Source organism: Neobacillus mesonae, assembly GCF_001636315.1.
In the GTDB taxonomy this organism is placed as follows: domain Bacteria; phylum Bacillota; class Bacilli; order Bacillales; family Cytobacillaceae; genus Neobacillus; species Neobacillus mesonae.
Genome location: NZ_KV440949.1, coordinates 3,202,654 through 3,224,484 on the forward strand (window position 1 = coordinate 3,202,654; position 21,831 = coordinate 3,224,484).

16 protein-coding genes and 1 riboswitch are annotated in these 21,831 nt (G+C 39.7%); of the genes, 15 read left to right on the plus strand and 1 reads right to left on the minus strand.

The annotated features are described in order from the left end of the window. The first annotated feature begins 22 nt into the window (after positions 1–22). The 14 genes from A6749_RS15055 (at position 23) to A6749_RS15120 (ending at position 19,569) form a co-directional block, all read left to right on the plus strand. Positions 23–814: a hypothetical protein gene (locus tag A6749_RS15055; protein WP_066391084.1), complete on the plus strand. Its 792-nt coding sequence runs from the start codon at positions 23–25 to the stop codon at positions 812–814. 261 nt (positions 815–1,075) lie between these two features. Beyond that, the gene (locus tag A6749_RS15060) at positions 1,076–1,642 is read left to right on the plus strand and encodes a DUF4256 domain-containing protein (protein WP_066391087.1); all 567 of its coding nucleotides are present in this window, start codon (positions 1,076–1,078) and stop codon (positions 1,640–1,642) included. 256 nt (positions 1,643–1,898) lie between these two features. Continuing rightward, a complete protein-coding gene (locus tag A6749_RS15065; protein WP_066391089.1) occupies positions 1,899–2,882 on the plus strand; it encodes an MBL fold metallo-hydrolase in 984 nt (327 codons plus the stop codon). A gap of 134 nt (positions 2,883–3,016) precedes the next feature. Beyond that, on the plus strand, positions 3,017–3,394 hold the full coding sequence (locus A6749_RS15070) for a hotdog domain-containing protein (RefSeq protein WP_066391091.1): 378 nt from the start codon (positions 3,017–3,019) through the stop codon (positions 3,392–3,394). 148 nt (positions 3,395–3,542) lie between these two features. Further along, entirely contained in the window at positions 3,543–5,612 is a 2,070-nt protein-coding gene (locus tag A6749_RS15075) for a DUF4179 domain-containing protein (protein ID WP_236719673.1), read from the plus strand. A gap of 161 nt (positions 5,613–5,773) precedes the next feature. Beyond that, positions 5,774–5,963, plus strand: a riboswitch (cobalamin riboswitch). Between the two features lie 174 nt (positions 5,964–6,137). Then, a complete protein-coding gene (locus tag A6749_RS15080; protein ID WP_066391097.1) occupies positions 6,138–7,142 on the plus strand; it encodes an ABC transporter substrate-binding protein in 1,005 nt (334 codons plus the stop codon). Further along, entirely contained in the window at positions 7,139–8,179 is a 1,041-nt protein-coding gene (locus A6749_RS15085) for a FecCD family ABC transporter permease (RefSeq protein WP_066391103.1), read from the plus strand. The genes A6749_RS15080 and A6749_RS15085 overlap by 4 nt, the downstream gene beginning before the upstream one ends. Positions 8,180–8,182: 3 nt before the next feature. Continuing rightward, complete coding sequence (locus tag A6749_RS15090; protein WP_066391104.1) at positions 8,183–9,025, plus strand: heme ABC transporter ATP-binding protein; 843 nt, start codon at positions 8,183–8,185, stop codon at positions 9,023–9,025. Continuing rightward, the gene (locus A6749_RS15095; protein ID WP_066391105.1) at positions 9,012–10,400 is read left to right on the plus strand and encodes a cobyrinate a,c-diamide synthase; all 1,389 of its coding nucleotides are present in this window, start codon (positions 9,012–9,014) and stop codon (positions 10,398–10,400) included. The genes A6749_RS15090 and A6749_RS15095 overlap by 14 nt, the downstream gene beginning before the upstream one ends. Before the next feature lie 225 nt (positions 10,401–10,625). Then, positions 10,626–11,816, plus strand: coding sequence for a macrolide family glycosyltransferase (locus A6749_RS15100; protein ID WP_066391106.1), 1,191 nt, complete (start codon positions 10,626–10,628; stop codon positions 11,814–11,816). Positions 11,817–11,951: 135 nt separating this feature from the next. Further along, positions 11,952–15,122 (plus strand): ATP-binding cassette domain-containing protein, encoded by a 3,171-nt coding sequence (locus tag A6749_RS15105; RefSeq protein ID WP_066391112.1) that lies wholly within the window; start codon positions 11,952–11,954, stop codon positions 15,120–15,122. Positions 15,123–15,251: 129 nt separating this feature from the next. Next, entirely contained in the window at positions 15,252–16,352 is a 1,101-nt protein-coding gene (locus A6749_RS15110; protein WP_236719799.1) for an SH3 domain-containing protein, read from the plus strand. Positions 16,353–16,550: 198 nt separating this feature from the next. Beyond that, the gene (locus tag A6749_RS15115; protein ID WP_066391117.1) at positions 16,551–18,227 is read left to right on the plus strand and encodes a M4 family metallopeptidase; all 1,677 of its coding nucleotides are present in this window, start codon (positions 16,551–16,553) and stop codon (positions 18,225–18,227) included. Between the two features lie 178 nt (positions 18,228–18,405). After that, positions 18,406–19,569 (plus strand): LL-diaminopimelate aminotransferase, encoded by a 1,164-nt coding sequence (locus tag A6749_RS15120; RefSeq protein WP_066391123.1) that lies wholly within the window; start codon positions 18,406–18,408, stop codon positions 19,567–19,569. Between the two features lie 86 nt (positions 19,570–19,655). Here A6749_RS15120 and pcp read toward each other — a convergent pair whose 3' ends face one another. Continuing rightward, positions 19,656–20,303, minus strand: coding sequence for a pyroglutamyl-peptidase I (gene pcp / locus A6749_RS15125; protein WP_066391126.1), 648 nt, complete (start codon positions 20,301–20,303; stop codon positions 19,656–19,658). Between the two features lie 213 nt (positions 20,304–20,516). Between pcp and A6749_RS15130 the strand changes: the two genes are divergently transcribed. Then, positions 20,517–21,692 (plus strand): sulfite reductase subunit alpha, encoded by a 1,176-nt coding sequence (locus A6749_RS15130; RefSeq protein WP_066391127.1) that lies wholly within the window; start codon positions 20,517–20,519, stop codon positions 21,690–21,692. Positions 21,693–21,831 lie beyond the last annotated feature (139 nt).

Genomic DNA, 21,831 nt, shown 5'->3' on the forward strand with positions numbered 1-21,831 from the left:
GAAGAAAGGACAGTGGTGGATGATGGTAAAATTTCGAATGGTGCGGACAAATTTTTGGAGTAATCCGATTGTATTAGAAGAAATGACTCCGGAGGACAAATATTTTTACCTTTATTTGCTTACGAATCCTTACACAACTCAAATTGGAATCTATAAAATTACAAAAAAGCAAATGGCTTTTGATTTGGGTTATTCGATTGAAAGTGTCCAATCGTTAATGGTTCGGTTCATCGAGCACCACAAATTGATTCGTTACAATCCTGTAACGAGAGAACTCGCTATTAGAAACTGGGGGAAAGATAACCTGGATAAATGCGGGAAGCCGGTTATGGATTGTATCCTGTCCGAATTAAAAGAAGTCGAGGACCGTTCTCTTATCCGTTATGTTGCGGAATTGATTCGTAATCAAGACGTTCACAGCCTATATGAATCTTTTTATAACCAAGAAATAACGGTTTTCAGCAAGGAAGATAGAGACCCTGAAGAAAATGATACATATATAACCGAATGTGGAGATGTTGACGATTCGTTCGTGCAACGAAATACGATACGTGGACAAAAAGAAAAAGAAAAACAAAAAGAAAAACAACAACAAAAAGAAAAACAGCAAAAAGCTTTCTACCCAAGTATAGAAAAAATTCCAGACAAAGATCAGTCCTTGCTGTGTAAACCAAAAACAGAAGATGTAAAAGAAATGGCTGAGTTTTGGGAGGCTAATGGATTTAGTTCACTGGATGTAAATGCGAAACAGCAGCAGTTGACCTTAATGCAGAGATCCAAAGGTTTGCTTTATGAGTTGTCTCGAGATGGATGATACTGTAGATGTCATTTAGATTGTGAATGTTACTATTTAACCTGGTAGGTAAAGTGAAATGTTCCTTCATTTGTTCTTAATTGGGGTAGAATTTATTCTCAGAGTCGAACATTTTCAAATGAATGTTCTTTTGAAATTAGGTAATATCAGAAACGTGAGAGATTAAAATTCAACCTGAGTCAAATGGATTAATAATATTCAAGGATGAAGGAAGGAATTTTAAAAACAAGGTCTAAATATATCAAGCGAGGAGGTTTTAGTATGAAAGATGAAAAAATAAAGTTGTCATCAGAAGAACGTGAGGAATTACTCCAAACATTGAAGGCCCGTTTTGAGAAAAACATGAATCGCCATCCAGGACTTGAATGGGCTAAAGTACAAGCAAAACTAGAAACTAATAGTGGAAAACTGTGGTCTCTTTATGAAATGGAGAGAACTGGCGGTGAACCGGATGTTATTGCTCATGATAAAAAGTTAGGCGAATATACTTTTTGTGACTGTTCAGCGGAAAGTCCTAAAGGCCGCAGAAGTGTTTGTTATGATCGTAAAGCGCTGGAGTCGAGGAAAAAACATAAACCAGAAAACAGCGCTATTGATATGGCTGCTGACATGGGCATTGAGATTTTAACGGAGGAGCAATACCGGAAGCTGCAGGAACTTGGAAATTTCGATACGAAAACATCCAGCTGGGTGAAAACACCTGCTAATATTAGAACACTAGGTGGGGCCATCTTTTGTGATCGCCGCTACGACACTGTCTTTGTGTACCATAATGGAGCGGATTCCTACTATGCTGCCAGGGGATTTCGAGGCTCGCTAAGGGTCTAGGACTGAATCCTAATAAGAGTATCAGCACCCAAATCTCGTAAAGTTAACTTTACAGAATAATTATGCAATATAGACTATAAGTTTTTAATTTGAAGATGTATTATTGCATGAGAATACCTCGAAGGGAATTTTCCTCATGAATATTACATCTTTAAAAAAAACTGTATTACTTTTACATAAATTAAATTTACCGAAAATTACGTTTGTCAGACTACTCATTGCTCATACTGGAATTTTACCATGGGGGAAATAACGTATGAAAAAATCCAACATTATTTTTTTTGAAAGGAAATTTCCAAGTGCAAATATGATTCTAATAAAGGATCAGCTTCCAATTCTTATTGACACTGGATTTGGGAGTAATGCGCATGAAACAGAACAATTAATGAAAGAAGCAGGCGTTACCCCAGAAGAATTACAGCTTATTGTGAACACGCACTATCATAGTGATCATGTAGGAGGCAATTTTCATCTTCAAAATAATTATGGGGTTAAAATTGCTGCTCATAAATGGGATGCTGATTTAATTAATTCATGTGACCCTGAATCCTGTAATGCAGAATGGTTAGATCAGCCTGTAGAACCTTATCGGGTCGATATAAAGCTGTCAGATAACGATGAGATTTATACAGGAAGCAGAACATTGAAAGTCCTGCATACACCGGGGCATACGCTAGGGCATATTTCTTTATATGAACCTGAAGAAGAGATATTAATTTGCGGGGATCTCTTTCACAAAAATGATGTCGGCTGGTTAAACATCTTTCGAGAGGGCGTTGCATCTATCCAACGATCAATGGAAAGTTTGAATCGGTTATCCCAGCTCCGAATTCGGCAGGCCTATTCAGGACATGGACCTCAAATCGATTACCCTCTAGCTGCCATTGATGCAGCAAGGAAACGGTTTGAAAAGTGGCTTAAGGCCCCAGAAAAAATTTCATGGCATGCCTGCAAAAGGATTTTTGCATTTACACTCATCATGAAAAACGGATTACCTAAAGAAGAAATTGATAAATATTTATTAAAATGTGGATGGTTCCTAGACTTTTCACGCTACGCTTTTCAGCTTCAGCCAGAAGAATTTATCCAAGTCCTGGTTGATGAAATGATTCGTTCCGGTGCGGCAAACTGGCATAACAATCATTTAATCGCTACAGCTCCCTACGTAGCACCACAAAAGGAATGGATGGATAAGAACATCAAGCCGAAAGATTGGAAGCCTCAAGATTTTCTTACATAGTATTTAAAAGCCACCCGAAAACAAATTACCTAACCAATACTTCAACGACGAGTTATTAGCTTTTAAGAAAGAAATTGCGTTTTATCCGCGGGGATTAAACATATATTATAAAACCTTAAAAGGGGGTAGTTTATATGACATTAAAAGTAGGAGATATTATTACGTTTGAACGGACCTTTACAGGTAGGGATGTTGAATTATTCACAGAGATTTCCGGTGATGAAGGGATTCATCATGTGACCCCGGATGAACAAGGAAGACTTGTAGTTCAAGGGTTATTAACGGCAACCCTGCCAACAAAAGTAGGCGGCGATCATAATGTACTGGCTCGTACGATGAATTTTGAGTTTCTAAGACCTGTGTTTACGGGGGATGTCATTATTTGTGAAGTGAAAATAGAAAAATATGAAAGGCAAGAAAATAATAGAACCGCTATTATTGCATCCTTTTTATGTAAAAATCAAAGTGAAAAAGAAGTACTTAAAGGGGATTTCGCAGGTGTAATACTTTAAATTTTTATCTTTTCTTTAACTAGTAGTTGCCTTTGTAAAATAGCTGAGGTGACATTTTGTAAATTCCTGTCTTATCCACTTGATATTGCCAACAACCTCCTCTCCTTATATCATTAGGTATATAAAGAGAGTTAAGGGGGGACACATTATGATCCCAGCAAAGCAAGATCCCATTTCAATCACCACAATAAGAGAAAATGGCGCAGAATCCATCGTCGGTTGGTTTGAGCAGCATAAACAATCGTTCTATATTCTCGGCTGGTGCTATCTTAGGAATCAGCAGCAAATCGAAGAGCTTTTTTACCGGTCTATTATAAAAGTGAAAAAGGAATTGCCTCGATTTAAAAATGAAGCATCATTCGAAATGTGGGTTACATCCATTTTTATACATATCTGCCAGGAGCTTTCTGACGATACCAGTGTACAAGTTTCTGAGGAAAGTGAACAACATAAGGATTTATTTAAAGCACTCTATCAGTTGAAACAGCCTGAGAAAGAAGCGGTTGTTCTTAGATATATAAAAGGAATCTCTAAGGAGGAGACAGCACATCTTCTCCAATTTTCTGTGGAAAAGTTGAAAGAGCATTTGTTTTCGGGAATCCAGTCACTTAAAAAAGAATTGGGGTATGGCTCAAGCTTTAATGGCTGTAAGGAGTATCATAAGGATTATATCGATTACTTGGAAAGAACCCTTGATCGATCGAAAAAGATAGATTTAGAGAAACATATTTATCATTGTCAAGACTGTCAGGAGGATTTGGGTACCTTTCAGGATGTCATGTTAACCATGGTAAATCTTACTGAAAGGATAGAGGATTTCCATGTGCCATTTGGTTTCATGGAGAACGTCAAGGCTAAGCTGGCAGAAAGGGATAAGCAAAGACAACAGAAGCACAAGAAACGAAAGAGAATCGGGATTGCTTTGGCAAGTGTCTTAGCATTATTAATCGGTATAGAAGTTTTTACAAGGGCTTTTACCAACCTCTACTACACATGGACTGAAGAGGATCCGCAATTGCGAGCCTTTCTGCAACAGGGACTGGGTGAAAGGCTGAACCTGGAAGCGGAAAGCAATGGGATAAAAATTAGAATCAAGAGTGCGATTGCGGATGATATGCAGACACTTGTTATGTATGAAATAGAAGATACAGCAAAGGATAATCAATATTTCATAGATTATTATGAGGGTGTTGCTGTAGAGAACAAACGTGAAATCATGGATCAGGAAACATATCAAACGCAATATTTTCCAGACATTAAATCGGATGAAAATAATAAAGTAAAAAACGTGTTTCACGGGAAGATGAGTCTGCGGCCGCTGATAACGGATCACGGAACAATCAAACTTAAAATTACCAAGCTTCTAACATTGTTTGATCCTTCCTCTGATAGAAATCGTCTTTCTTACGAAAACCTGGAATATGATACAGGGGAGTGGAACTTCGAGATTCCTGTAACAAAGCATCCCTCTATCGAATATGCATTGGATGGGAAGACAGAAGTCGAGGGTGTTCAGGTTCGATTTGATAAACTAAAGATTGCTCCAACGATGACGATTCTCGAGCTTGCTGTTAATAATGGAGAGCAGCAAGGAAAACGGGTTGAGAATCTGACTGTTGGCAATCTAGAAGTGAACAATAAAAAACTGAAAGCAGACAAATATGGAAGCTTTTTTACAAATCAACACACGGATTGGGATATTTTTCAAACACGCTTTAACTCTCTTTTTGGAGAAAAACCAAAAGAGGTGAGTGTACAATTGGAATCGGTTAACCTATCGATAGACGACCGAAAAAACATCCCGCTGAATCTTTCTAGAGGATTTCCGCAGCCGTTTGAATATGCAGGCAGCACTATTTCGATCGACAAGGTGGAAATTGGGCAGCCTACCACGATTGTAATCAGCAATCATAAAGTTGAGAATCGAGCATATGAATCGTTTCAATTCAATATTATCGGTGAGGATGACAATCAAATTGAATCAATGCAAATGAGCTCTGAAGGTGTGATGGTGGATAAAAACGGGACAAAGTATGATCTGAATCAAAGTCCTGCCGCTTATGAAGAAGTCGAGCAGCCCCGTTACTTCGCTACAGTCGAAAAAATAAAGTTACAGGGTGAAGACACGACAGAGAGCGTAATTCCTAAAAGGCTGGAGATTCATGGATATACTACAACAAAATATTTGGATGATGTTGTGAAGATTTCCCTGGATTAACACGTGAAAAAGAAGGTGTTCAGCGAGCATAATAAAGTGTCTGGACCACTGGGGATTTGTGCTTTTCTAATGCACTAAAAAAATTACCTGGAAAAGATTATATTTAAATATCATGAAGTGATTGCTATAATACTAGTTGAGAATATTGCTTGACCAATTGAATCTTTCATAGCTAATAGGTGCCTTATCATTGGATAAGGTTAAAAGGGAAGCCGGTGTGATTCCGGCGCGGTCCCGCCACTGTTAATCGGGGATAACCTCGCAATACCACTGTTCCACCAGAAGGAATGGGAAGGAGAGGAAGTCGCGTTACCCGTAAGCCAGGAAACCTGCCTATCTAGCTTGCCAACGAAATCCTTCGCGGAAAAGGATGGGCATAATCAGTTAAAATTATTTTATTTGTCTGGTTTTCGCATGCCTTGTTTCCGAATGGAAGCAGGGCTTTTTTCGTTGTTCAAGACAAGAATTCAAGATATCAAGCTCATCTCGAACCATAAAAGATAAAAGAAGGGAAGAGGATTGAGTATGAAAAAGTTTTTGGCATTACTATTAACTGTATTGGCAGCGATGACGATCAGTGCTTGCGGGACAGGAGATGACGGGGGAGGAAAGAACAATTCTGCTCAGAAAGCATCTTCGGAAGTTGAAAATAACGGAAAGTCCAACAATGAAACAAGTGAGAAAGCAACGGTTTACCCGCTTACAGTGAAGGATGCAACGGGTTTAGAATTAACTTTTGATAAAGCACCTGAGCGCATTGTTTCCACTTCTCCATCAGAGACGGAAATTTTATTTGCCCTAGGTTTAGGCGATAAAATTTACGGTGTATCAGATTATGATGATTACCCGAAAGAAGCATTAACGAAGCCTAAAGTAGGAGGGGTAACCAAGCCGAATGAGGAAGCAATTATAGCGGCCAATCCAGATCTAGTCATTGGCGGCATTTCAATGAAAGATGATATTGTGAAGAAATTCCGAGGTTTAGATCTTCCGTTATATAAAACGGAGCCGAAAAAGATAGACGATATTTTAAACAATATTATCCAAATTGGTGTCATTACAGATACGCAGGTAAAAGCAGAAGAACTTGTTGCGCAAATGAAGAAGGATATTAGTACTGTAACGGATGCCGCTGCCACTCTAAATGAAAAAGATAAGAAAAAAGTATATATTGAATTTTCCCCAGGCTGGACGGTTGGGAAGGGTGAATTTATGGATGAACTGATTACGATGGCTGGAGGGATTAATATTGCCTCAGATATGGAAGGCTGGAACGCAATCAATGAAGAGAAGATCATTCAGGATAACCCAGAAGTGATTCTGTATACCGCTAAAGCTGTAGATGATAAATCGGGCAAACCGCTGGAAGAATTAATTAGATCAAGAAATGGCTGGGGGAAGATTACAGCCATTCAAGACAACAACTTGACTGGGATAGAAGGGGGTATTATGTCTAGGCCAGGTCCGCGGATAACAGATGCTCTTAAACAAATTGCGGAAGCCATATATCCGGACTTGTATAAGAAATGAAGAGAAGATTAGCAATATGGGGGGGAGCGGGGGTCGTTCTCCTTCTTCTTTCAGTGATTGTTAGCTTATCACTTGGATCTGCCAACCTGCGTCTTTCGCATGTTTGGGGAATTATTCTGCACCAGCTTCCGTTTCTAGAAGGCATTATAGATAAAAACTGGGCGCCATCATCTGAGCAAATCATCTTAAAAGTCCGTTTGCCGCGGGTTTTTCTTGCTATCCTGGTTGGCGCGTGTTTGTCACTTGCGGGTGCTGGTTTTCAAGGGGTTTTGCGCAACCCATTAGCTGACCCGTATACATTAGGGGTAGCGTCTGGTTCCGCAGTAGGTGCTGCTTTCCTCATTTTATTCGGCTTTCATACGATTTTATTTGGTGTTTGGACCATCCCATTGGTTGCATTTGTGACAGGGTTAATCAGTTTGCTTGTAGTGCTTCGCTTAGCGAATGTACAGGGAAAGTATAAATTAGAAACAATCATTTTATCTGGTGTTGTTGTCTCTGCTTTTCTAGGTGCGATTGTATCCTTTATGGTATCAATGTCCGATCAGGTGGTGAATGAAATCGTCTTTTGGCTAATGGGGAGTTTAGCCCTAAGAGGCTGGTCATTCACCTTTGTGCTCATGCCTTATTTAGCGATTGGGCTAGTGGTACTGCTGTCATACGGACGAACATTGAATTTATTTGCATTAGGAGAAAGGCAGGCAGCACACTTGGGTGTCAATATTAAACGTACACGGGTAGTTGTATTGGTTGTTTCCACCCTCATTACTGCTGCTGCAGTGTCTATTGTTGGCACCATTGGCTTTGTCGGCTTGGTCGTTCCGCATTTAGTCAGACTGATGGTTGGACCGGATTACCGAATATTATTGCCTTTGTCAGTGATCTTCGGGGCCATATATGTACTCTGGGCGGACACGATTGCCCGTACAATCCTTAGCCCGACGGAGATTCCACTCGGGGTTGTGACCGCAGTCCTTGGCGCGCCATTCTTTGCATACTTGCTTCGGAGAAACAAGCAAATGTCAGGGGGGAATTGACGGATGTTTATTGAGGTTGATAGGCTGTGTAAACGGTTTGATAATCAGTCAGTGCTTGAGGAGATTAGCCTTTCCGTTAAACGTGGAGAATGCCTGGGGATTATTGGACCGAATGGAAGCGGGAAGTCTACATTATTGAAGCTGTTATCAGGCGTGGAAAGTGCAACAGCTGGAAAAATTGAATTAAATGGGAAGCAGATTGAACAATATTCTCGAAAAGAACTGGCCAAATGGCTGGCAGTCTTGCAGCAGGAATCTTTACCTCCTATTGGTTTTACAGTAAGAGAGGTAATCGAGATGGGACGGTTTCCTTTTCAAAATTGGCATGGAGAAGAAGAAGCTGACGTTGAACGGCTTATTGATTCCATTCTCGATAAATTGGGGTTAAATGATTTAAGTGAACGCCATCTTGAAAACTTAAGCGGTGGAGAACGTCAGCGAGTAGCTCTTGGCAAAACGATGGCACAGCAGCCAAAGCTCCTTATGCTTGATGAACCAACCACTTATCTCGATATTGGCCATCAGATACTCCTAATGGATCGGATTCAAGAATGGCAGCAGCAGGATGATTTGACAGTTATTTCGGTTCTACATGATTTAAATATAGCTGCGCTCTATTGTGACAGGTTGTTGCTTTTACATAATGGGAGAGTTGTAGCGGCGGGATCTCCAGAGGATATTATTCGAACTGATTTGATTGAGGAAGTTTACGGTACTGTACCCATTGTGATGAACCATCCTGTTTATGGGTTACCGCAAATTATCCTTCAGGGAGAAGGTATCGCTCAGCGGACAATTTTACATAAGATGAGAAGAAAGCGGAGGAATGGTTATGTCCATCAATAGAATTGTAGTGGCAGGAACGGGGAGCGGTGTTGGAAAGACTACGGTAGCTGTAGGCCTAATGGCAGCTTATAAAGCACTGGGCTATACGGTGCAAGGGTTTAAATGCGGACCAGATTATATCGATCCAACCTACCAAACCGCAGTGACCGGCAGGAAATCTCGAAATTTAGACAGCTGGATGTGTAGTGATTTAGCCGTGAAGGAAATTTTTATACGCGGTTGTCAAGGTGCGGATGTGGCTATTATCGAAGGGGCAATGGGATTATTTGATGGGAAGGACCCTCTCGCGGATACGGGGAGTGCGGCAGAAATTGCCGAGATTACAAATAGTCCAGTACTGCTCGTTGTTGATTGCGGCGGGATGGCAAGAAGCGCAGCTGCAATAGTAAAGGGGTTTCAAATGTTGTCCCCTGCTATTCGCCTTTGTGGGGTGGTTGCTAACCGTGTAGGAAGTGTGGGACATTATGAGTTAATTCGAAAAGCAGTCGAAAAAGAATGCGGGATTCCTGTTATTGGTTACTTATCAAAGGATGATAGGCTTTGCATGCCAGAGCGTCATCTTGGACTTGTTCCTTCCATTGAACGCGGAGAACTGAAGCCTTTCTTTGACTTGCTTTCGGAAATGATTCTAAATAACTTTGACTTAGAGCGTCTTTATCAAATAATGGGCTCAGATGTTATTGAATCCCCGTCTATTTTATTTGGAACTCCAAAAAAGCAAGAGAGTAAAGTAAGAATCGCTGTTGCAATGGATGAGGCGTTTCATTTTTACTATCCCGAAAATCTGGAACTGTTAGAGTATTATGGAGCGGATCTTGTCTTTTTCTCACCACTTAATGGGGAACAGGTCCCTGCGGATGTACATGGGCTCTATATAGGCGGCGGCTTTCCGGAGGAGTTTGCAGCTTCTTTATCAGCGCAGGACGATGTACTCGTGTCTGTTAAGGAGGCTATCCGAAGTGGTATTCCTACGGTCGCGGAATGTGGCGGATTTATGTTCTTGTCCGAATCTATTGAAACAGTAGAAGGAGTGGAATATCCGATGGTAGGCATGATTCCCGGCAAGGTGAAGATGCATACGAAGCTTGCCGCACTTGGTTACCGGGAAGTAACAGGAATGGACAAGAATTTCCTAATTGGACCGGATGAAAGAGTCAGAGGACATGAGTTTCATTATTCAACCTTCGAGTCATCTCAGTCGTTTACTCCATCCTATATCACAACTGGATTACGGGGTATGAAGCGTGAAGGCTTCTTGTTAAATAATCTTGTCGCAGGCTATACCCATATACATTTTGCTTCTGCACCAGTATTAGCTCGTCGCTGGGTAGAACAATGTTCGATTTTTAAAAAGGGATTAATATTAGAGTATTAACGAGCACCCCATGTTTTGCACATACAAGCTGGACATCCTCCTCCTAATAATAGGAGCGAGGATTTTTTTCTTTTTGTTACGACTTAGTGCGATATCAATTTTACAATGGATATTAAAATGTTATGAGATTTTTGAGTATTGTACTATGATAAATTTGAATTGGGCAATTGTGGTATAGGGCCCTTTGACTTATCCAAAGGTCATTTTTTATAAGGAGTTGTGATCATGGCACGAGTTTTATTTATAAATGGCGGATCGGAAGGGCATGTCAATCCAACAATCGGAGTGGTGCAGGAGCTGATTACGCGTGGCGAAGAGGTCGTATATGTTACAATCGAGGAATTTCGTGAGCGAATGGAGAAAACAGGGGCGACAGTAAGGACCTTTGATGGTCAAGAATTTATAAAAGCCTTTATCTCCGGCGGGAGAAATAATTTACTCGAAAGAATCAATGGTCTTTTGCGAACAGCAGATATTATGGTGCCTAGTGTTCTAGAGCAAATCGAAGGAGAGCATTTTGATTATATCATCCACGATTCGATGTTTGGCTGCGGACGGTTGCTTGCTCAAATCCTTAAGCTGCCAGCCATCAATTCTTGTACTTCTTTTGCACAGAGTAAAAGCGCATTCGATAACATGTTCAAACAGCTTTCTAAAAATATTCCTGCAGAAACATTTGATGAATATCATAGACTGACGGATAGCGTAAAGGAGAATTATGGTGTGGAAATCCATTCGCCTTATGAAGTCTTTTGTAATCCAGCACCGCTTACAATCGTCTATACAACCAGGGGGTTTCAACCTTTTGGAGAGGAGTTCGACCAAACATATAAATTTGTAGGTCCATCCATCACTTCAAGGCCAACGCATGAAAGCTTTGACTTAGCTGCAATTAAAGGGAAAAAACCAATTTACATATCCCTGGGAACAGTCTTTAATCAAGCCATTGATTTTTATAAGCTTTGTTTCGAGGCATTTGGCAGCACGGAACATACGGTGATCATGTCTATTGGGGAAAAAACTCGAGCTTCTGATTTGGGGGATATACCTGAAAACTTTATTGTGAAAAATTATGTTCCGCAAACGCAGTTGCTGAAATACACGAAATTGTTTATTACACATGGCGGAATGAACAGTGTCCACGAAGGTCTCTATTATGGGGTTCCGCTCATTGTCATCCCGCAAAGCGCCGATCAGCCGGTCATTGCCGGTCAAGTAGCCCATATCGGTGCTGGTATTCAATTACAAATGCAAGGCTTGACGGCAAATCAGCTGCGTGAATCCGCAGACCTCGTGCTGAACCAGCCATCATTCCATAAAGCGGCGGCAAAAATGAAAGGTTCCTTGCAGGAATCGGGCGGGTATCAGCAGGCCGTTGATGAGATTTTTGAATTTAAAAGACAATTTAACAGCTAACGAACATTGCGGCCAGTCCTTAAGTAAGGACTGAGCCGTTGTTTTTTAGAACAATACTAATAAAAACACAACAAATTCATTTAAAAGTTGTGTTAATATGGCAATACTAGATAAAGAGAATGGAGAGGACAGCCGGTGAAAATAAATCAATTAATTGCTAATAATATTAACCGTTTAGATGTCATCTTGCCGGAAGATCAGACGCTCGGAATTGCTGGTTTGTCCGGATCTGGTAAAACGACATTTTGCCAAACTATTGGGGAAGAATCCAAAAAGCGTCTCGTATCGTTATTGCCAAAGGCTGAATATCAGTATTTATTTCCTAATATTATGGAAACGAATTTCAGTGCTATCAAGATGGAAGACATGCCTTTAGTTCTGTTTCTCGGGAGATCATCCATTTCGTCCAATCCGCGTTCAACAATTGGCACACATACGGGGGTTTTTACAGAGATTCGTGAGCGGCTTGCAGAAATCTTTCATCTCTCGCCAGAAGTTTTTTCCTTTAACAATGAATTAGGCTGGTGTCCTGCTTGTAAAGGGCGCGGAACTACTAAAAATGTTGAATGTAAAAAGTGTGAGGGCAGGCGTTATAATCCAGAAGTTGAGCAAAAAAGAATGGAATTATTGGGGCAGCCACATAGTATTTCAGATATCAATAACTTAAGCATTGAATCGATTCTTTCCCTTTCAGAGGAATTACATATTAGTGAAGCGAAACAACTTACCCTTAAACATATTATCAATATGAATATTGGTTACTTAACATTAAATCGCATAATGGGTACATTGTCAGGGGGGGAATTAACACGGCTTTATTTGGCAGAATTCATGGCGGCAAGTGAAAATACCGTGATTATTATTGATGAAATCTCGGTTGGTCTTGATCACCAAACCCTATTGAAAATTTTAGAACAGATTAAACAATTGGGCTATAAGAACCAAATTTGGCTGATTGATCATTCAGACACGGTGCTAGATACAGCTGATGAGCAATTGTTCTTCGGGCCTGGCAGTGGGAAATACGGTGGAAAAATTGTCGAAGAATCCCCTCGTCCAAAACCTGTTTTTTGCGAACGGAATCAGGCGTTGCCAACAGAATACTATCAATTTGGTGATCTTTACTGCCGTAATATTCAAATGGCTGAAATTCAGATTCCTAAAAATAGACTTGTAACCGTTACGGGTGAATCTGGATGTGGTAAGTCTACCCTTGTCAATGAATGTATAGCCAAAGAGTTTGTGAAGCGATATCCAAAAGATAAGCTGGTCATGGTGGGGCAGGACCGAAACCAATCGATTACCAGCCGGTCAACCGTCGCGACGTTTCTTGATATTAAAAGGAAACTCACCAAATACAGTGACGAGATTGACGATATTTTTCAGCGCTCGATTGAAGATATTATTGACGAACTGCCACATGAAGACATCGCTCATAAACGCTTGAGTTTACTGATCAAACTAGGACTCGGTTATTTGACCTTGGAAAGAAAAACACAAACTCTGTCGACGGGTGAATTTCAATGTGTACATTTAGTTTCGGAGCTCTTTGCCAACTCTAAAAACCCGCATACGCTGTTTATTTTTGACGAGCCTTCAAAGGGGTTATCACAAAATATATTAAATCAATTCATTGATAGTGTCAGAGGCATTCTGCAGGATGAATCTGTCAGTATGATGATGATTGAACATAACGATTATATGTTGGAAAGCTCTGATTTTATCATTGATTTTGGTAAAAGACAGCTTGAACCTGTCAAGCATCTTGATGTAGTCAGTCATGATGATTATATTGATCTGAAAAATAGGGAAGATACCGCTGCTCCATCGCCTATTTCGTCAACACTAAAGGTACAAAACGGTATTCACTACTTAGGAGAAAATCATATTGCCTATTTTAAAAATGCAGAAAACGTCTATAAGGGCGGCATTTTAAAAAGCTTATCATCAATGGCTCGTCTGATTTATGGTGAATACGATTCTAATACAATAGCGCCCGTCATTGCTATTGATCTTGAAAGGCATTTGTATAGCCAGTATAGTTTTCTCTATGAGATAGGCGGCCTGATCAACCATATTGTGGCTGCTCATCCAACCAATAAAGATACAGGAAGCTTCGATTTCTATAATCAAGAAAATCATTGTCCGGTTTGTTCTGGCCGCCGGGTTATTGAAAAATTTGATTTTGATGTTGTTATTCAAGACAAAAACGCACCATTCTGGGATGGCTTACTACATCCAGAAGTAATGAAAATATTAAAATTTTATCAATATCCCAAATTGCAATTCCTTTTTGATGAGATCAAGAATGAACTTGGTCAAGATATTAGTAAAACCTATAATGAGATGACAGAAGCAGAAAAGCATACCTTTTTATACGGGTATTGGGAAAAGTCATTCTATGATAAAGCTGGTAAGACACGGAGGACATGGGAGGGCTTTAATAAGATTATTGGAATGTATATAGTCATTTCTAAATCAATTATTAAAGAGCAGATAAAAGAATCAAAAGAGAAGATTACCTGTCCAATTTGTGAAGGAACCGTGCTAAACCACCATAAAAAACTAACATTTGGTGACAAGGATATTCGAGAGATTATTCAACAACCTATTGATCAGGTTATAAATACTGTAGGGGAGTTACCAGAATTAATAAAATTGAAATCTATTGTCGGCGGCGATATAGCTCTGACGGAAGATGTCTCACTATTGCCTAGGGAGACACAAGTCGCGCTGAAAATGTTTGAATTAGAACAAGCAAGTTTTACGGGTTATGAGATGGTATTGCAAAATGTTTTACCATTCTGGGGTACAATCAAGGACAATATCGAATCCATTAGCAGCAAGAATAAAGTGACCATCTGTGATTTTCCTGCTATCAATCAAACAAGGGAAACGATCATAGATAAGTATTTCACCAATGGAAAATACAAAAAACTAACGTATGTCTATGAAGCATTTGGTTACAAAAAATTAGTTACACAAATTAATAAAATTAAAAAAAGCCATCCATGTCCGTTCTGTAAAGGAAAGAAAGTAATATCAGAAGATAATCTGCATGATGGCGTGTTAAAATTAACAATTCCATGTGTTAGTTGTTATGCGAGCGGCATCAATGATGAAGGTCGTAAGGAAATCGTTGAAGGCATAGACGTGCAAACTTGGCTGACTGGGAAAGTAAGTGATGTTGTAGCTGAAGGCTTACTAACCCAGGGTGTTGCGGATATTCTAATTTTCAATCGTATTCGTGAGTTGAACAAACGAGAGATGATGGCGGTTTATCAATACCTTGAGCAAACTAATTAAATTTGAATGATTAAAACAAATAGATTCAATCAAAGTTTTTCAAGATCGATAGGCTGCTATCGTAGTATAATAATGATATCGTTAAAAATAGACCTAATCATGTTGATTATTAAGGGAGGGGAGAAATTGATGAAAAAGATTTTTGCTGCCTTTGTTGCAATCCTCGTTATAATTTCAGGATTTCAAATGGCTGAGCCAGCTCATGCTGCAACTAGCAAAACAAAATATGTCACAGCTAGTACATTGAATGTTCGAAGTGGGCCAAGCACTAACTACAAGGTGATTACAACCGTTAAGAAGAATCAAGCTGTAAAAGTGACTCAAACTAAAGGGGATTGGGATAAGGTAACAGTTGGAAGTAAAACAGGCTGGGCATCAAATAAATACCTTATAATCAAGAAAACTACAACTGCAGTAACTGCTTCTAAAACGAAGTATATTACAGCTGATGTATTAAATGTACGTAGCGGTCCAAGTACAAAATATAAAGTAGTGACTACGGGTAAAAGGAATCAGGCCGTAAAAGTTACACAGACCAAAGGATCATGGGATAAAGTCATTATTGGAAGTAAAACAGGCTGGGTTTCAGGAAAATATTTGACGACTAAAAAGCCAGCCTCACCTAAAAATTTAGCAGAAGGCTTAAAAACAGTAGGAAGTAATATGCAGCTAATTCTCGTAACTTCGAATGGTTACAATACATCTTCAGCTGAAGTTCGTACCTTTGAGAAGAATTCACAAGGTAAATGGGTCCCTGTTTTAACAACAACAGGATATATTGGAAAATATGGATTCGCCACAGCTTCAAGTATGAGTGAAGGCGGTAAAAAGGCTCCAACTGGAAAATATACAATTGGAACAGCTTTTGGCAGGTATGGAAATCCGGGAACAAAATTACCTTTCCGAAAGATTACGAGTGATGATGTTTGGGTGGATGATCCGGAATCTTCTCTTTACAACACCTGGCAATCTCGTAAGGAAACACAAGGGAAATGGAAGAGTGCCGAAAACATGAATATTTCCGCCTATACCTACGGTTTCGTCATCAACTATAACACCAAACGAATTCCGTATAAAGGAAGTGCGATCTTCTTCCATATCGGCAGCAGTTACACACTCGGATGTACAGCAACGTCTGAAAGTAATGTCGTAAAAATTTTAAAATGGCTAGACCCTAAAAAGAATCCAGTCATCATTCAAACACCTATCCAGGAGTTAAACAAATATTAAAATAAAAAAACCTACAATGGGTAATATCCCCTTTGTAGGTTTTTTTGTCCTAAATCAGTAAATAATACCCATAAAAACTATTGACTAGGGACTTTATACCTCTTTTTCCATATATTTTAAATAATTCCAAATATTCATGAAATTATAGTTTGTTTGACCTATAATAAAGTTGATAAAAATAATAGGGGGTCTCAGGTGTTGAAGAAAAAATTTATTGTTCCTGCAATATTGTCGTCTGCGCTGTTGGTAGGTTCTATTCCAGCTATTAATGTACTTGCAAAGCCGGTGGATTCAAATGTGGTTAATAGTGTACAAGCTTCTAAGAAATGGAATGAGAAAGCAAGCGTTCCTTTATTTGTGAAGGAGCGATTTGCGGAAAAGTTCTCTTCCAGCACCCCTTCCAATGCACTAAATTATTTAAAGAAAAATGAAGGAAAAACTGGTATTAAAAATCCGGATAAAAAACTAAAAGTTAAAGATACGCAAAAAGATAAATTGGGCATGACCCATGTCCGCTTTAATCAGTCAATAAACGGAGTTAACGTAGAAGGCTCGGAAGTTATTGTACATTTTAATAAGGATAATGAGGTCGTATCCGTCAACGGAAGAATCAACCAAACGATTGATGAGGCTGCAGTGGACACAACTGCCACCTTAAGCAGTGATGCAGCATTAAAGAAGGCGATGTCCTCTGTTAATGCACCTGCTGAGTTGACATATGAGCCGACTACTGAACTTGTAGTCTATCCTTTTGAAGGTGAAAATCATACAGCTTATAAGGTGAATGTAAACTTCATGGGGGATGAGCCAGGAAACTGGTTTGTCTTTGTAGATGCAAAAACAGGTGAAGTTGTAGACAAGTATAATGGCTTAATGCATGCGGATGAAATGAAAACACAAAAAGGTGCTGGAAAAGGTGTGCACGGTGCTCATAGGGAATTACATATTTCCCAAGTGAAGGATCCTCAATCGGGAACTAAATTCGCGTTAGCAGATTATGCTCATGAGGGCCTTGAAGGAATACTTACGTATGATGCTAAAAACGATAATATTGCCAGCAATGATACATTGTATGTAGGGGACTCTGCTTCGTTTAAGGGAGACTACGACCGAGCTCTAGTCGATGCACACTATAATTCAGAAAAGGTATATGATTATTACCTTAATGAGCATGGCCGCAATTCCCTTGATGGTAATGGAATGGCGATTATTTCTAGGGTTCACTATGGCAATAATTACAACAATGCATCCTGGAATGGACGTTGGATGACCTATGGTGATGGTGACGGTGAGTTTATGATTTCTCTTTCAGCGGGTCTTGACGTTGCTGCGCACGAAATGACTCATGGCGTTATCACACATTCAGCCAATTTAGTATACCGCAATCAGCCTGGGGCATTAAACGAATCCTTCGCTGACGTCTTTGGTGCACTTGTTGATGATAAGGATTGGGAAATGGGCGAGGATATTATGGCGCCGGCTGCTAAAGCTAACGGCACGACAGTTTTGCGTAGCTTAAGTAATCCAAACGGTGTTGTGGTCGCAAACGAGCAAAGAAGGGCATATAGTACAAATGGCGGAGTCTATCCGGCTCATATGGATGAATTTTATCACATGCCGCTTAACGTAGACAATGGCGGAGTTCACGTGAATTCCTCGATTACCAACCATGCCGCTTACTTAATTGGACAAGAAATTGGAAGGCACAAGTTAGGGCAAATCTACTATCGTGCATTAACCGTTTATTTAACTGCAAATTCTGATTTCAGTGATGCACGTAAGGCCATCGTTCAGTCGGCAATTGATCTTTATGGTGAAGGAAGTAAGGAAGTTGCTGCAACTAATTCAGGATTTGATGCGGTGGGAATTTACTAAAATAACAGCAAAATAATAATAGAAGGATGTTGTATGCCCCCCGGACTAATAGTCTAGGGGGGTTTTTGTTATGGCTTACGAAACTATTAAAGAAGAAAAATTAGGGAACTGCCAAGCACTTATAAATAATTATGGTAAAATTTATTAATAATATTCTAAAAAATGCAGGTGATAGTAGATGAATATGGTTGCTTCAAAGAAAACAGAAAGAATGGCGACAAGTATTTTTACAGAGTTAGCAGATAAAAAACGAGAGGCAATAAAGAAAGGGATGGATGTTATTGATTTAAGTGTCGGCAGTCCAGATTTGCCGCCTCCTCCTCATGTTGTTGATACAATCGTTAAATATAGTAAGGATACTACAAAATATGGATATACCTTGAAGGGAATTGATGAATTTAACGAAGCAGCAGCCTACTTTTATAAGGAGCGCTACGGAATTGAACTTAATCCTGAAAGGGAAGTATTACAGCTAATGGGTTCTCAAGATGGTCTGGCTCATTTGGCGACCGCAATGATTGATCCTGGAGATTATGTTCTCGTTCCGGATCCTGGTTACCCTATATACGAACAAGGTGTCATGATTGCTGGTGGTTCCATTTATCCAATGCCTTTATTAGAAGAAAATAACTTTTTACCACAATTACATGAAATTCCTTTAGAAATTTTACATAAAACGAAGATGATGATTATCAGTTATCCGGGTAATCCTGTTACAGCCTTAGCTAATAAGGAATTTTTTGAAGAGGTTGTTGCTTTTGCTAAAAAATATAATATTCTAGTCGTACATGATTTCGCTTATTCGGAACTGATTTTTGATCAAAATCCACAAATCAGTTTTATGTCAGTTCAAGGGGCAAAAGAGATAGGTATTGAATTTAACTCATTGTCCAAAACGTTTAATATGGCTGGCTGCCGGATTGGCTATGCCGTTGGGAACGAAGAGGCATTGAAAATATTAGCTTCCTTTAAGTCCAATATTGATTATGGAATTTTTTATCCGATTCAAATGGCGGCGGTTTCTGCTTTGACAGGTGATTTCAGTGTGCTTCAAAAACAGGTTGAGGAATACGAGAAACGAAGAGATATTTTAATTTCCGGGCTCGCAAAAGGCGGCTGGCAAGTGGCTAATTCACCCGCGACAATGTTTGTTTGGGCAAAAATTCCTTCCGGCTGGACATCCCGCCAATTTGCTTTTGAATTGATTGAAAAGACAGGAGTAGTGGTTGTTCCAGGAGATGCTTTCGGAAAACAAGGGGAGGGCTATGTGAGGATGGCGATTGTACAATCTCCTGAAAACCTGGAAAAAGCAGCAAAAGGAATAGCGGAGTTTCTTCAATAAGTTTGCAAACTAATCACTCGGAGGAAAAAGGTGAAAAACGGGAATTCGGCTTAAAATAGTCGAATTCCCGTTTAATTAAGTATGGCTTAATGGGTAGTCCCGCCGATTTCCTTCATATCTTTGGTTTCATTAGCCGCAACAAGCGCAGCAATTTTAAGTCCTTTTACAATCACGTCAAGGCTCAGACTTGGAGCATTATTGTCGACCGTTTGCTCTGGAATATAGGGAATATGAATAAAGCCACCGCGGATTTCTGTAGCGTTTGTATTTATATAATGCATTAATCCGTAAAATAGATGATTGCAGACGAAAGTTCCTGCTGTATTGGAAACAGCAGCCGGTACACCAGCCTTTCTCATTTCGTGAACCATTCGTTTAATGGGCAGGGTTGTCCAATAGGCAGCAGGTCCATCCTCGAATATGGCTTCATCAATTGGCTGCTCTTTCTGATTATCCGGAATGCGGGCATCATCAATATTGATTGCAATCCGCTCAGGTGTCACTTGGGTACGGCCGCCTGCTTGACCAACGCAAATAACCACATCCGGATTATGGGTTTCAATTGCTTTAATTACTACCTCAATTGAATCATGAAAGACAGTGGGCACTTCTTGAGTTACTATTTGTACATTATCGATAATAATTTCATCTAACTGTTTCACAGCTTCAAGTGCAGGGTTTACTTTTTCATGCCCAAAAGGGTCGAAGCCTGTCACCAATACCTTTTTCTGCATTCATCAACTCTCCTATTTTATGAAGAAATAACATAAACATCCTTTATATCATACAATTTGCTGACATGTTAGAAAAGCAAATTTACTCCATGATGGGTTCAATTTCCTTTTGTGGAAAAATAAAAAAATCGTCCATTGTGTGTCAAAATACACATCAGATTTCCCATTCCTGTGTTATGATAACCTTATACTAACTTTTGGAGGTTTCGAGCCATGCAACTTACATTAGATGACACTAAAAATGCCAAAAGTGATAAACCGGTCTTTTCAAGGACTAATCCATTCCAAGCGAAGGTTCTTAAAAATATTAATTTAAATGGAACAGGCTCTAGCAAGGAAACAAGGCATGTTGAGTTATCATTAAAAGATTCAGGTCTTTCTTACAAACCAGGTGATGCACTTGGCGTTATTCCATCCAATGATCCTGAACTTGTGGCTGTGCTTATTAGCGAAATGGGATGGGATGAAGAAGCAGTTGTAACTGTTGGAAAACAAGGTGAAACCATGCTGCTCAAGGAAGCGCTGACAAACTATTGTGAAATTACATTGCTAACGAAGAAAATTTTACAAGGAGCGGCTGCATTTACAGAAAATGAAGAGCTGCAAAAGCTTGTGCTGGTTGAAAATGCAGCCCAGCTAAAAGAATATTGCAATGGGCGCGATCTGCTTGATATGTTACGTGAATTCGGGCCATGGAAAGCAACAGCTCAAGATATCGTCTCTTTATTAAGAAAAATGACAGCACGTCTCTATTCAATTGCAAGCAGCATTACCGCTAATCCGGATGAAGTTCATCTGACGATCGGGGCTGTACGTTATACAGCGCATGGTCGCGACCGAAAAGGCGTATGTTCTGTTTTATGTGCAGAGCGCGTTCAAGAAGGAGATACGCTTCCGGTCTTTGTACAAGCTAATAAACACTTCTTCTTACCAGAAACTTTGGACAAAGATATTATTATGGTGGGTCCTGGTACAGGTATTGCGCCATTCCGTTCGTTTATCCAAGAACTTGCGGTTAATAAAGCAACGGGCCGCTCATGGCTGTTCTTCGGGGACCAGCATGCAGCGTCAGATTTCCTTTATCAAGGCGAGCTGGAACAATATCAAAGGGATGGAGTATTAACAAAACTTGATACTGCATTCTCACGCGATTCGGATCAAAAGGTCTATGTACAGCATAAAATGCTTGAACATAGCAAAGACTTGTTTGAGTGGATTGAAAAAGGAGCTTATTTCTACGTTTGTGGGGATAAGGAACATATGGCAAAAGACGTCAACGAAGCACTTCTTACTGTCATTGAAAAAGAAGGCGCGATGGACCGTGATGCTGCCGAAGCGTATCTAAAAGATATGCAGCAGCAAGGCCGTTATCAACGTGATGTGTATTAATTAAATTTTGTTTTAAAAGAACTCTTTCGTACTTAGTGATACGAAGGGGTTCTTTTTTTGAAAATCAGCATAGGAAATTATAGGAAACTATAATCTAGCATGGTAAAATGTTTTATATGAATCTAGAAGATTATAAGAT